This is a genomic window from Pseudomonas sp. Irchel 3F3 (genome assembly GCF_900187545.1).
Lineage (GTDB): Bacteria > Pseudomonadota > Gammaproteobacteria > Pseudomonadales > Pseudomonadaceae > Aquipseudomonas > Aquipseudomonas fortuita.
This window is the reverse complement of the sequence record NZ_FYDS01000015.1, coordinates 82,611-96,121: the sequence shown is the minus strand read 5'-3', so window position 1 is coordinate 96,121 and position 13,511 is coordinate 82,611. Positions and strand designations below refer to the sequence as shown.

General features: G+C 60.2%; 11 protein-coding genes. 6 read left to right on the top strand and 5 right to left on the bottom strand.

The features are described 5' to 3' along the window. Window positions 1–175: 175 nt before the first annotated feature. The 3 genes from CKW35_RS25465 to CKW35_RS25455 all read left to right on the top strand — a co-directional run bounded on the left by CKW35_RS25465 (window position 176) and on the right by CKW35_RS25455 (window position 3,353). Window positions 176–1,330 (top strand): hypothetical protein, encoded by a 1,155-nt coding sequence (locus CKW35_RS25465; protein ID WP_016486689.1) that lies wholly within the window; start codon window positions 176–178, stop codon window positions 1,328–1,330. Between the two features lie 73 nt (window positions 1,331–1,403). Further along, window positions 1,404–2,522 carry a glycosyltransferase 61 family protein gene (locus CKW35_RS25460; protein WP_016486690.1) on the top strand — a complete coding sequence of 373 codons (1,119 nt, stop codon included), beginning with the start codon at window positions 1,404–1,406 and terminating at the stop codon, window positions 2,520–2,522. A 42-nt stretch (window positions 2,523–2,564) separates the two neighbouring features. Next, entirely contained in the window at window positions 2,565–3,353 is a 789-nt protein-coding gene (locus CKW35_RS25455; protein WP_095117148.1) for an AraC family transcriptional regulator, read from the top strand. Here the strand turns inward: CKW35_RS25455 and CKW35_RS25450 are convergent. Beyond that, window positions 3,346–3,927 (bottom strand): LysE family translocator, encoded by a 582-nt coding sequence (locus tag CKW35_RS25450; RefSeq protein ID WP_095117146.1) that lies wholly within the window; start codon window positions 3,925–3,927, stop codon window positions 3,346–3,348. The genes CKW35_RS25455 and CKW35_RS25450 overlap by 8 nt on opposite strands. 271 nt (window positions 3,928–4,198) lie before the next feature. On the opposite strand from CKW35_RS25450, the gene CKW35_RS25445 reads away from it, so the two are divergent. Continuing rightward, window positions 4,199–5,770, top strand: a complete 1,572-nt coding sequence (locus CKW35_RS25445) for a TerC family protein (protein ID WP_023048161.1) — start codon at window positions 4,199–4,201, stop codon at window positions 5,768–5,770. Here the strand turns inward: CKW35_RS25445 and rarD are convergent. Next, on the bottom strand, window positions 5,733–6,620 hold the full coding sequence (rarD, locus tag CKW35_RS25440) for an EamA family transporter RarD (RefSeq protein WP_024717647.1): 888 nt from the start codon (window positions 6,618–6,620) through the stop codon (window positions 5,733–5,735). The two genes, CKW35_RS25445 and rarD, sit on opposite strands and share 38 nt — an antisense overlap. A gap of 33 nt (window positions 6,621–6,653) precedes the next feature. Further along, a complete protein-coding gene (locus tag CKW35_RS25435; RefSeq protein WP_016486695.1) occupies window positions 6,654–8,240 on the bottom strand; it encodes an EAL domain-containing protein in 1,587 nt (528 codons plus the stop codon). A 299-nt stretch (window positions 8,241–8,539) separates the two neighbouring features. On the opposite strand from CKW35_RS25435, the gene hppD reads away from it, so the two are divergent. After that, window positions 8,540–9,616, top strand: a complete 1,077-nt coding sequence (hppD, locus tag CKW35_RS25430; protein ID WP_016486696.1) for a 4-hydroxyphenylpyruvate dioxygenase — start codon at window positions 8,540–8,542, stop codon at window positions 9,614–9,616. Window positions 9,617–9,638: 22 nt separating this feature from the next. Here hppD and CKW35_RS25425 read toward each other — a convergent pair whose 3' ends face one another. Together CKW35_RS25425 and CKW35_RS25420 are read right to left on the bottom strand one after the other, a co-directional pair. Further along, window positions 9,639–10,445 carry a CSS-motif domain-containing protein gene (locus CKW35_RS25425; protein WP_016486697.1) on the bottom strand — a complete coding sequence of 269 codons (807 nt, stop codon included), beginning with the start codon at window positions 10,443–10,445 and terminating at the stop codon, window positions 9,639–9,641. A gap of 132 nt (window positions 10,446–10,577) precedes the next feature. Continuing rightward, window positions 10,578–11,264, bottom strand: a complete 687-nt coding sequence (locus tag CKW35_RS25420) for a type 1 glutamine amidotransferase domain-containing protein (protein ID WP_095117144.1) — start codon at window positions 11,262–11,264, stop codon at window positions 10,578–10,580. 182 nt (window positions 11,265–11,446) lie between these two features. Here CKW35_RS25420 and CKW35_RS25415 point away from each other — a divergent pair, with 182 nt between their 5' ends. Further along, window positions 11,447–13,510: an ATP-binding protein gene (locus tag CKW35_RS25415; protein WP_095117142.1), complete on the top strand. Its 2,064-nt coding sequence runs from the start codon at window positions 11,447–11,449 to the stop codon at window positions 13,508–13,510. The last annotated feature ends 1 nt before the right edge of the window (window position 13,511 follow it).

The window sequence follows — 13,511 nt, the reverse complement described above, 5'->3', positions numbered from 1 at the left end:
TCTAAAGTCAGCTAGAAGCCGCTTGCCAAAGCGTTTGCAGGCATCTTAAATTGTTACTGAATGTGATAAGCAAGTTTCAGGGCAAACTATAAAAATCAAAGCGTTAAGTGTTTTTGCTGATTTTTTCTCTTTTTCAGATAGACCATAAAGCCCTTCAAAGGACGTCGAAGAAAAAATGAAAGAGACCTTGACGGCTGTGGCGCGAAAGCTCCTGTCACCCTCCCAGCGCTACGAAATGAGGCTGTTGGCAAGCAAAGTGCGAGAAATGGCGGCGCGCGCCTGTTTCTGGCGCTGGGAAGTAGCGAGGTTTCGGCTACAGCAGGAGAGCCCCTACGAAATTCTTTACATCGGCCGCAAGCAACAGCGGGAAATGGCCAAGCTGCTGATCGGCGGCAAGGGCCAGGGCAGTGCTTCGATCGTAGAAAGTGCAAGTGCCACGGCGGCTGCAAACCATGTAGTGGTCATCAGCGAAATACCCTCGTCTGGGGCGCTGTCAGTGCCGCATTACCTGAGCGCTGTAGTACCGTTGGGCCGCTCGCTGGAGGACATCACGGCGCGCTACGACAGCGAACTGCGGCGCAGCATCCGCAAGAACCGCCCGCTCTACCAGATGCGACAAGCCCTGTCGGACGACGAGATCGCCATGGCAGACCGCGAGCTGCTGCGCCCCTATGCCACCGCCAGGCAAGGTATCCATGCTGCGCAGTTCCCCACGGAAGAAGTGTTCCGCATTGCCAAAAGCGTCGGCCGGCTCGACCTGATTACCTTGGGTGATGAAGTGATTGGCTGCCACTTGGGTTGTGAAGTGGTACGCGGGGGCAAGCGGTACTGGAGCACGTTGCGTTTCGGCTACTGCGAGGCAGTGTTCAGTGATGCCAAGAGGTTGCGTGAGGTGAATTCGATCACCACCTTCATGGCGCTTGAGTGGGCACTGCAGCAGGGCTTCGATTACTACGACATCGGGCTGTGCCTCGCGCGCCCGGACGACGGCCTGCTGAAATGGAAGCGCCGTCGCGGGGGAGACATCGACTCGTTGGGCAACCATGCCTATCTGTTTGTCCGCTTGCCAAAGACCGGCACAGCCAAGTTCTTGTGGGATACGCCGATGTTCGCAGTGGAGGGCAACAAACTCACGCTGCACTTGGGGTTGCCGGATGGCCCGAGCGATGAGGAGGTTGCCAGCCGATACCACGAGATGGTGTTTGGGGGGCTGCACAAGATTTATCTCTACGGTGGCAATGGTGCGGGTGAGCCCTTCGTGGAAACCCTGCGCAGCCGTTATGCCAGCGTGCAGTCACCGCCGACCATGGAAAGAGTCACGTGCAACTGAGTGACTGCCAGGGATGCATTGATCTGGCGCTCTACGCCAGGGTTTAAACTTCGTCATCAGGGGAGGACGCTTCATGGGGAGCGACATCTCGCAGTTCAGTGCATCGTCCGCGGCCAAGCAGCACACCTGGACCTTGGCCGCCTATCGTTACATGGCGCGCAAGCGGCTGGGCAAGAATACCGCCATCGACCTCAAGAGCATCGCCACCAGGAGTTGGGACATTGCTCCAGGCGAAACCACTGTGTCCCCGGCGGCCATTTTCCTGCCTGGCCAGCTGGAACGGGTAACGGGCTGGGAGGGCAAGCGTTTTTACCCCTACGTGCACCCCGCTCGCACCATGGAGGGTGGCATCAGCACATTGCAAGGGCCAACCCGCGGCTACCTGATCAAGGATGTGTGGCTGGTCGATGGTGCGTTGTACAAAGGCAAGGCCAGCCACTGGCTGTCGCTCAAGCCAAGTACCTTCCCGACCATCATCGTTGACAACGAAATAGACCGCGCGGCCATCTACTGCACGCAAAACGGCAATTCGTGGTTCGGCACCTGGCTGATGGAAGATTGCCCAACCTATGCGCTGGCCTGCAATGAGGGCATACCGGTGACCACCGCACCCTCGGCCAGATACCCGCTGTTTACCCAGGCCCCGGCCTATGAAGACTGGCTGGGCATGAAGCCCCTGCGCCTGCGCAGTGCGTTTTTCCGTGAGCTGGTGCTGTTCGATGATCAGGGCAACAACCGCAGCCGGCATGCCCGCTACCGGGCCATGGGGGATAAATTGCTGTCGCACGTGCCGCATGCCCCACATCCTGGCGTGTTCCTGCTGCGTGGCGGCGACGGCGACCTGCGCTTGTTGCGCAATGAGCTGGAGCTCGCCGAGCACCTGCGTGTCACCCGCGGTTTCCGTGTTGTGAACCCGCTCAAGTCCGATGTGCCGAGTATTGTTGCAGCCTGCGCCGGGGCAAAAGTGGTCATTGGCGTGGAGGGCAGCCAATTGGTGCATGGGGTAAATGTGCTGCAGCCCGGTGGTAGCCTGCTCACCTTGCAGCCGCCTGACCGGTTTGTGAGCTACTACAAATACCTGACCGATCGCGACCATCAGCATTTCGCTTTTGTGGTCGGGATTCCGGATGGCGATGGTTTCCGGATCGATATCGAAGAGGTGGAGCGCACGCTGGACCTGCTTCCACGGTAAACGTGTAGTATCGGTGAATGTCAGCATCAAGTGGGCAAGGGGATGATCGAGGTTTCGCGGTTCTGGCGTGATCATGCATTGCCCTTTGTCGAAGCCCGGCGGGTAGGGGACGGGCGCCAGGTGTGCTACGCCGCGCACTCCCATGAGAGCTTTTCAATCGGCGTGATCACGGGTGGGCGCAGTACCTACCTCAACGGTGACCTGCGCATCCAGGTAGGGGCCGGTACCACCGTGCTGATGAACCCGGGTGTTGTGCATGCCTGCAACCCCATCGACGCTGAGCCCTGGTCTTACCTGATGCTGTTCGTCGATATGTCCTGGCTACAGGCGCAAGGCTTTAAATTGCCTACGCAGACCTGGAGCAGCTCGCCTGCGTTGTACCAGCGGTTGTTGCAGGGGTTCGCTGACCTGTTCGATGCGGGCGTGCCTGATCGGGAAGGCCGCTTGGCAGAACTGTTTGGCGCATTGCCGGACTTTCTCGGCGCCAACGCCCAGGCGAGGGCCGAAGGCAACCCGCGGCTGAGCGCGGCAGCAGCGTTCATACGTGCTCATCGCACCGATCCACTGAGCCTTGAAGATATCTGCACAGCGTGCGGCCTGTCGCGCGCCTATCTGATTCGAGCCTTCCGCCAACATTATGGGCTGACACCGCATGGCTACCTGCTCGACCAGCGTGTTCAGCTGGCCAGGGCGCAGTTGCGTCAGGGGCGGGCGATTGCCGAGGTTGCGCAGGAGGCCGGGTTTGCAGACCAAGCGCACTTGCAGCGGGCTTTCAAAAAGCATCTGGCGGCGACGCCGGGTCATTATCGGAATGCGGCTGGCGTCAGATAACCAGGTAGACAGCACTGCCCACCAGCAACACCGCCAACCCTCGATTGAGCAGGCGCAGGTGCCGTGGGTTGCCCAGGTACTGGCGAACCACGCTGCCAGCCCATGCCCAGCTGGCCACCGAAATGAAACAGATCGGCCCGTAGATCCAGGTGAACAACCACAGCAAGTGCTGCTCACCACCGGTATAAGCGCCGACCCCGGCCACTGCTGCCAGCCAGGCCTTGGGGTTCAGCCATTGCATCGCCGCGCCTTGCCAGGCCGAGGGGGCGGGTGTCGAGTGCATGCCGGTCAGTTGGCCATCATTGCGCGCAAGTTTCCACGCCATGTACAGCAGAAACGTTACCCCGCCCCAGTGCAGCAGCTGGCCCATCAGCGGCCAACGCACCAGCAGCTGGTGCAAGCCCAGCCCGACCAGCACCAGCAACAGGCAGAAACCCAGCGTGGCGCCAGCCACATGTGCCAGGCTGGCGCGTAGGCCATGGTTGGCGCCGCTGCTCAGGGCAATGATGTTGACCGGGCCGGGGGAAATTGACGCCGCCAGTGCGAAGGCGGCCATGGACATGGACAGGCTCATGAGAAAGATCCGGTGGTGGGAAGGAGCCATGATTTTCAGCTGCTGGCGGTCGACGGTATTGAAGAAAAGTACCTACAAAAATACAGACTCAAATTCCTTTAAGGTTTTGTAATAGTTTTGCGCTATCAGATAAACCTGCTGTGCTTGTACGATTCTTGTCCCAATTTGCTATCAAGGTCTATATGAGCACCTTCGCGGAGCCCCCCAGTTTCTGGCCTTTCAGGCCGTCCCCCCTCCGTCCTCGTGACGCTTCGCTCGTGAGTACCCGCTAATGGAATGGCTAGCCGACCCCACGGCCTGGCTAGGCCTGTTGACGCTTATCGTCCTCGAGCTGGTGCTGGGTATCGACAATTTGGTGTTTATCGCCATTCTGGCCGACAAGCTGCCGCCCCATCAGCGAGACCGCGCGCGGGTGATCGGCCTGAGCCTGGCGTTGATCATGCGCCTTGGCCTGCTGGCCAGTATTTCGTGGATGGTCACCCTGACTGCGCCGCTGTTCGAGGTGTTCGACAAGAGCTTCTCGGGCCGTGACCTGATCATGCTGTTCGGCGGTGTGTTCCTGCTGTTCAAGGCCACCATGGAGCTGCACGAGCGCCTGGAGGGCCATGTCACCCAGGCAAGTGGCACGCTGCGCCATGCCGCATTCTGGCCTATCGTCGCTCAGATCGTGGTACTGGATGCTGTGTTCTCGCTGGATGCGGTGATCACGGCGGTGGGCATGGTCGAAGAGCTGTCGGTGATGATGATCGCGGTGATTTTCTCGATCGGTATCATGATCGTTGCCAGCAAGCCGCTGACCCGCTTCGTCAACGCCCACCCCACGGTGATCATGCTGTGCCTGGGCTTCCTGATGATGATTGGTTTCAGCCTTACCGCCGAGGGCCTGGGCTTCCATATCCCGAAAGGCTACCTGTACGCAGCGATCGGCTTCTCGATCCTGATCGAGCTGTTCAACCAGTTGGCGCGTGCCCGTCGCAAGCGCAGCTTGCAGCAGCACAGGCCGCTGCGTGAACGCACCGCACATGCCGTGCTGCGCATGCTGGGCGGCCGCCGGGTCGAGGCTGACGAGGTGGGCGAGGAAATCGCCGACATGGTTGAGGGTGGCGAGGAACAGGTGCTGTTCGACCGCCGTGAACGGATAATGATCAGTGGCGTACTTAACCTGGCCGAGCGGCCTATCCGAACGGTGATGACCGCACGTGCCGAAGTCGATGTGATCGACCTGGCGCAGCCGGCCGAAGCCATCACGCAGGCCTTGGCCAATTCGCCATACTCGCGCCTGCCGTTGATTCGTGATGGCCGTGTCGACGAACCGCTGGGCTTCGTGCACAAAAAGGAGCTGCTCAAGGAGTTGTTGTCGGGCAGCCAGCCGGACCTGGAAGGCATGGCACGGGCGCCGTTGAACCTGCTGGAGAGCTTCAGCATCCTCAACGCCCTGGAGCAGATGCGTGGTCAGTCGACCCACATCGCCTTCGTGATCAACGAGTTCGGTGACTTCACCGGCCTGTTGACCATGACCGACATTCTTGAATCGATTGCCGGTGAGCTGCCAGATGCCAGCGAAGTTGAAGGCCCTGGCATTGTCCAGGAGGGTGAAGGCTTTGTGGTGAGCGGTGCACTGAACCTGAGCCAGGTACAGGCACGTACCGGCTTCAGCGCACGTGCCACCGACGATTATCAGACCCTCGCGGGCCTGGTCATGAGCCTGCTCGATCGCCTGCCGATGGTGGGTGACCGTCTGGCGTGGAATGGCTGGACGCTCACCGTGGAAGCGGTTGAAGAGCGGCGGGTGCGCCAGGTTCGGCTTATACCGAGCGGCGACGCTGGCGCAGCAGGTGCTTGAAGCCTTCGAGCACCAGTACCAGCACCGCGGCCCAGATCGGCAGGTAAGTCAGCCACTGATCCGGGCCGATGGTTTCACCCAGCAGCAGCGCGACCCCCACCAGTAACACCGGCTCGACGTAGCTGAGCAGGCCGAACAGGCTGAATGGCAGCAAGCGGCTGGCCAGCACGTAGGCGATCAGGGCTGAGGCGCTGATCGCCCCAAGGACGGGGATCAAGGCATAAAGGCCTGGGTGGGCCTGCAGGTCGCCAGACGACAGCGGGCCCTGGATCACGAAGTAGAGCGCCCATGGCAGCAGCAGGCACATGTCGCACCACAGGCCACCCAGGTGGTCAGTGCGGCAACGCCGGCGCAGTACGAAATAGATCGGGTAGCCGATCGTCACCAGCAGGGTCTCCCAGGCAAAACTGCCATTTTGGTAGAGCTCGTGGCCTACGCCCAGCGCGGCGCAGGCCACGGCGACCTTTTGCAGCCGCGACAGGCGCTCGCCATACACCAGCCGCCCGGTCAGGACCATGGCCAGCGGCAGCAGAAAGTAGCCCATCGACACTTCCAGGCTGCGCCCGTGCAGGGGGGCCCAGAGGAAGAGCCACAACTGCACGCCCATTAACCACGACGTACCGACCATGCCCAGCAACAGCACTGGCGTACGTTTTACCCGGGCCAGCAGCTCGCCTACCCGTTTCCAGTCTTTCGAGACAAGCATGAACAAGGTGAGGCAGGGCAGTGTCAGCAGGGTGCGCCAGCCAAAGATCTCTTCGCCATCGAGTGGCGTGAGCAGCGAGGTATAGAAGTACATCACAGCGAACAAACAGGACGCCATGACCGATGAAACAATGCCTTTTGACACGAGTGCCTCGAATAGGGGAGTTGAGCGGCTGGATCAGCCGCGCATGATCTCAGGGGGCGCGTCTTGCGGCAACCGTGACGCGCCCGGATGTGCGGTCAGTGCCTCAAGGAACTGCGCCGCCGGCATGGGCCTGGCGAACAGGTAGCCTTGCTGGAAGTCCACGTCATGGCGGGCCAGGTAGTCGCGCTGGGTGTCGGTTTCGACACCTTCGGCAACGATGCCAAGGCCAAGTTTGGCTGACAGCTCGATGATGGTTTCGAGAATGTGCAGCGACAGCGCGTCGCCGCCGATCATGGCGACGAAGCTTTGGTCGATTTTCAGGTAGTCGACCTTGAACTGGCGCAGGTAATTGAGGCTTGACTGCCCGGTGCCAAAATCATCAAGTGCAATCATCACCCCCATGGCATGCAGCTTCTCGAACAGTTCCAGGGTCACGGGGGTGGGTTCGATCAGCTTGCGCTCGGTCAGCTCCAGGGTCAGCACCACCCGGCCGGGCGGAAAGTGCTGCAGGAAGGTGCGGCAGTCGTCCAGCAGGCGCAAGTCACGGCAGTGGTCGGCGGTAATGTTGACCCCGATGTGGAAACCGTCCCCCAGCAGCCCGGCATAGGGCGCGAGGCTCTGGGCAGTGTGCATCATCAGCGATCGGGTCATCGCGACTATCTGCCCGCTATGCTCGGCATAGGGAATGAACAGGTCAGGGCGGACCAGGCCTTCTCGTGGGTGGTTCCAGCGCATCAGCACTTCGGCACCGGCCCAGCGGTAATCGCCCTTGCGCACCACCGGCTGGAAGTACGGCAGGAATTCGTCTGCCTGCAGGGCCCGATCCAGTTCGGCGCGGGGTGAGGTGGCGCGGCGAATCTGCCAGCGGCAAGCCAGTGCGGCCACGGCACCCAGCACCAGCAGCAGGCTGAGCAGGGCAGGGTAGTGGCTGCGCAGCAGCTGTCCTTGCTTGTCGGCGCTGTAGCCGCCTTGCACGCTGAACGGGTAACGCGTCGAGCCCAACAGCACATTGGCGCTGGCGGCCGCAGGGGGCACGCCTTTGTGTACCACGCCATCCTTGCCCATCCAGGCATCGCCCACGCGTATTTGCAGGTCTTCATCGGGGCCGATCAGGCGCAGTGCTGTCAGCAGGTGGTCGCCATCGACCGTGGTGATTGCGCCGTGGTCGCCGTCGCTGGCGCGGTACACCAATAGCGGATGCCCCGGGGTGACCGAGTTGCCGTCCATCAGCCACAGTTTGCCGTCTGTGTAGTCGCTAGCGTTGACCGGCTCGTCGAATTCGCCGAACAGCGAGGTGCAATAAAGGTTGTTGTGCCTGAACAGGTTGGTCGAGCGTACGAAGGCATTGCGAGTTACCTGGGCACGCAGCATAAGCTTGGCCTGGTCGCAAGGGAGGGTAGTCAGGGGCAGGAGCGCATTGGCAGCGCCGGACAGGTTGTCGAGGATGCGTTCGAGATGCTCCACCGCTTGGCGTGTGGTGGCCTGGCTGTTGGTCTGCATCTCGCGCTCGACCTGCCAGTTCATCACGGCAAGGCCGCACAATACCGGCAGCACGCCGACGACCCAGGGCAGCAGGTTGCGCCAGCCCAGGCGGGCGCGGCGTTTAGCGGTAAGGGGCATGCTGGAATAATCTGTGTTGAGGGTAACGAGAGAATAGCCGCTTGTCGGAACGGGGGGGCAACTAAAACGCGACAAACGATTTTACGCAATGTAGAATCCATTTACGAATACAACAATAAGGTCCTTCAATTCCGAAGGATCAAGCCCGCCGAGAATGGGTCCATATGACATACCATGGGTTCAAGCTGATCATAGGTGACTACCTCGCCCGCAGCGTGCGTGGTATCCCTTGCTCCCCGCCATTTCTGTTCTACATCCCGCGCAATCTATAATTTTTCGCTGCAGATGAGGACACGAACATGGCTGATATCTTTGAAAATCCAATGGGCCTGATGGGTTTCGAATTCATCGAACTGGCTTCGCCTACCCCTGGCGTACTCGAACCGGTGTTCCAGATACTGGGCTTCACCAAGGTGGCTAGCCACCGTTCCAAGGATGTGCACCTGTACCGCCAAGGTGGCATCAACCTGATCCTGAACAACGAACCCAAGAGCATCGCCTCGTACTTTGCCGCCGAACACGGCCCGTCGGTGTGCGGCATGGCGTTCCGCGTGCGCAATGCCCATGAGGCCTATGCCCGAGCTCTGGAACTGGGCGCCCAGCCGGTGGAAATCGAAACCGGCCCGATGGAACTGCGCTTGCCGGCGATCAAAGGCATCGGTGGTGCGCCGCTGTACCTGATCGACCGCTTCGACGAAGGCAGCTCGATCTACGACATCGACTTCAACTTCATCGAAGGTGTGGACCGCAACCCGGTGGGTGCCGGCCTGAAGATCATCGACCACCTCACCCACAACGTGTACCGCGGGCGCATGGCCTACTGGGCTGGCTTCTACGAGAAGCTGTTCAATTTCCGCGAGATCCGCTACTTCGATATCAAGGGTGAATATACCGGCCTGACGTCCAAGGCCATGACGGCTCCCGATGGCATGATCCGTATCCCGCTCAACGAAGAATCGTCCAAGGGCGCCGGGCAGATCGAAGAGTTCCTGATGCAGTTCAACGGCGAAGGTATCCAGCACGTGGCCTTCCTGACCGACGACCTGCTCAAGACCTGGGACGCCCTGAAAGGCTTCGGCATGCGCTTCATGACGGCGCCGCCGCAAACTTACTACGAAATGCTCGAAGAGCGGTTGCCTGGCCATGGTGAGCCGGTCGACCAGTTGCAAGCTCGCGGTATCCTCCTCGATGGTGCCTCTCAACCTGAAGACAAGCGCCTATTGTTGCAGATTTTCTCGGAAACCCTGCTCGGCCCGGTGTTCTTCGAGTTCATCCAGCGCAAAGGGGATGATGGCTTTGGCGAAGGCAACTTCAAGGCATTGTTCGAATCCATCGAGCGCGACCAGGTACGCCGTGGCGTGCTGAGCACCGACTGAACCTGCTGGAGGGGCGCCGCCATCATGCGTGCTCGGTGGCCGCCCCACGCCTGTGGGCCCGTGCCCTGAACAAACCCAGGTAGACAATCGAGGCGGTTGCGATCCCTACCAGCGTCAATGATGGAACGATCTGCATCATCGACTGGTGGATTTCCTGTGCGGTGAAGCCCTCGGCGTAACCGCCTTTTACCCTGTATCCATACCTGGAAGACACCGCGCTTGCAAAGAACTCGGACTGCGAGGGGCGCTGTGCGTCACGGCTGTCGCCTTGGCTCCAGATGTAGCGGTCGTCGAACTCCAGCAGCAGTGTCAGCCCATCCTGAAAACCATCCAGTTCGCTGCGTAGCTGGGTGGCATAGGCGGTCACGATCACGCTACCGTTCATGCCCTGCAAGTGATAGTTGACAACCAGCTTGCGGCGTTTGTCGGGTTGCCCGTAGGACAGTTCGACCTGTTTGCCGGACAAGGCAAAGGACGATAGGTCTTCCAGGGAATCTGAAGTACTGCTGCAATAGGCCTTGTTACTTTCGACCAGGGTAAGCGACCTGAGCATGGAGCGGCTCATGACCTGTTCCTGCAGCATTTTTTTGACGCTGTCGCAAGCTTGGCCTGCAAGCGGCAGGGTACGCTGGGCAGCTTCATGCATGCGGTTCAGTGCCTGGTCAACGCTGAATACCGCCTCCTTGACTGAGATGGTCGCGTTTTCCGCAAGCTTCATTTCCAACTGGACAATCATCACCAGCAAACCTGAAACCACAGGCACCAGGGCCACCGTAGCAAGTAGCAGCAGCTCCCGCAGGCGACGCCCGGCGTGCATGATTTTCAACATAGCGCAATCGCTCTCCGGCCTAGCTGTTCGAGGTGTACAGCTGAGCCATGAGCCTAAGCGTTCATTTGATCGGCCGGCTGTAGTCCGCGTGCAGTTTGCGGGGCAGGAAAACCAAAAGGCTGATGTAAGGCTTTATCTACCGTCGAGTTTTGCCAGTACTTTGTCGGCGAGCAGTGCAGTGGAGGCAGGGTTCTGCCCGGTGATCAGCTGACCATCCGCGATCACGTAGGGTTTCCACGGGTCCTCATGTTTGCTGTATACCCCACCACGGCCACCTAGCTCGTTTTCTGTCAGGAACGGCACTATGTTGTCCAGTTCGACCAGTTTTTCCTCAATATTAGAAAACCCGGTCACCTTACGGTCTTTAAGCAGCAGGCTGTTGTCGCTGAGCTTGATATTGAGCAGGCCGACTACGCCGTGGCAGACCGCGGCAACGATACCCCCTTTCTCGTAGATCCTGCGTGCCACCTCTTGCAGCGGCTGGTTATCGGCGAAGTCGTACATCACACCGTGGCCGCCGGTGTAGTAGATGACGCTGTATTCGTCGGCTTTTACCTGGCCAGGGCTCAAGCTTGTGCCCAGCCGCGTCATGAAACGCTTGTCGTCATACCATTGCCAGTCCAGGTCGGGGGCCATCTGCAGGCTGTGTGGGTCGACAGGGACGTAGCCACCCTCAGGGCTTACATAATCGACCGTGTAGCCGGCCTTTTCGACTTTTTCGACAAAGTGCACCGCTTCACCCAGCCACAGCCCGGTCGCCCGATTCAAGGTCGGATACTTGGCTGTATTGGTCAGCACTACCAGCATTTTCTTGCTCATGACCATGCTCCTGTCGGCAACCTGAATGGGCCGTTGCTCCCTGGCCCAGGGGAAAACCTAATCAGCATAGCTGCCAGGCGCAAGTCCGCCATCGTGCGCAGCTTGTGCTGTGCTAACGTGAACGAACCCCTCCGGGGCAGCCTCGGAACCGAGGTAATCTACGCATTGGTGGAGTAACGCTATTGCCCGCACACGGTACGCCGCGCAAGCCTGCGCGGGAGCTCACCTTGAAAACGCCCGTATCGGCACCGCTCGATCTGATGAGCCAACGAATTGCGCAGTTCGACTGGGGGCACACATCACTTGGGCCGTTGCCACGTTGGTCGGCCTCGTTGCGCATTGCCGTCGACATGATGCACTCGTCACCGTTTCCTTGCGCAGTGGTCTGGGGGGCAGACCTCTGCGTGGTGCACAATGATGGCTACCGGGCGCTGCGGGCCGCCAGGCCGGATGCGCTGGGCAATGCGTTCGATGCGCTCTGGAGTGACCTCTGGGAGGCAATGGGGCCCTGGGTATTCAAGGCGCTTGAAGGGCGTTCGAACTTTGTCGAGGACCAGCCCCTGCTCGTCTGCGTCGAAGGCAGCGAGCCGCTGTGGTGCGCGTTCGGTTATGCACCCCTGCGCGATGAATTTGGAAACGTGGCGGGGTTTCTGCACAAGGTGATCGAGACCACGGCCAGCGTGGAGGCGTACCATCATTGGCGTGAGCAGGTGCAGGGCTATGAACGACAGATAGCGCGCCATGTGGCCGAGCGCGAGCAGATCTGGCAACTGTCCCCGGATGCAATGATGACGGTTACCCCTGAACTCAAGCTGCATGCCGTTAACCCCGCCTGGTACCGCATTCTGGGCTGGTCCGAGGAGCAGGTTCACGATGTGCCGGTGCTGGAGCTGGTGCATCCGGCGGATCGCGCCGAGGTACAAGTGGCAGTCTCCGGGTTCCTGCAATACCGCAATACCGAGCAACTGGAGACGCGCTTGCGTCACTGCGATGGCCATTATCACTGGTTCCGCTGGAGTGCCCGGTTCAATGGCAGCCTGTTGACGGCAGTCGGTCGGGATATCACCGAAGACCGCGAAGAGGCCGCGCGTAAGTCTGAAGCGCTGATGCGCAATAGCGAACGCATGGAGGTGGTTGGCCAGTTGGCCGGCGGCATGGGCCATGAGATGAACAACCTGCTGTCTGGCATCGGTGGCAGCCTGGAACTGCTGCAGCGGCGCCTTCAGGATGGCCGCCTGGAGCGTGTTGACGCCTATTTGGAGGTCGCTCGCGAATCGGTCTTACGCGCCATGGAACTGACCCATCGCCTGCTGGCATTCTCTCGGCATCAACCGCTTGCACCCAAGCCCCTGGACTTCAACCGGCAGTTGCGGCTAAGCGAGCCGTTGCTATTGAAGACGCTGGGCGCAGAGATGCGCTTGCACTGGCAACTGGATGTCGCGCCGTGGGCCGTATGCCTTGACGTTACCCAACTTGAAAATGCCTTGGTCAACCTCTGCGCCAATGCCCGGGAGGCCTGCCTGGAACGTGGCAATGTCACTGTACGCAGCGTCAACGAGCGGTTGACGGCCAGCTTCCCTGATGAAAATGGGCTGCCGCCAGGCGACTACGTTGCCTTGCATGTGGAGGACGACGGCCACGGCTTTTCGACGCGCGACATTACCAGGGCTTTTGAGCCGTTCTTCACCACCAAGCCCATCGGCCGTGGTTCCGGGCTTGGGCTATCGATGGTGTATGGTTTTGTCGGTCAATCGGGGGGATACGCCTGGATCGAGTCGAGCCCGAATCAGGGGGCCAGGGTTTCCATGCTTTTCCCAAGGTGCCACGACCCGGCACCCGAAGCGCCGAAGCCAGTGCAACGTTCCCACCGCATGGCCCAGGGTGAGCGCCTGTTACTGGTCGATGACGAGCTGAACTTGCGTGCCGTGATGCGCGAGTACCTGACTGAACGCGGTTTTGTGGTCACTGATGCGAGTGACGCCAATGCTGCGCTGGAGCGCTTTCGCCTTGATGGCCCCTTCGACCTGGTGATTACCGACATCGGTTTACCCGGCGGCTTCAGTGGCCGGCAAGTGGCCAAGGCCATGCGCATGCAGCTTCCTTCGCAGAAGATCCTGTTCATCACCGGCTACGCTGACCATCCTGTTGAAGCGCAGCTGCTTGATCAGCCGGGAACGGCATTGATGAACAAGCCGTTTTTGCTGGCGGACCTTGCCGATCAGGCGCTAAGCATGCTCGAACAATGAC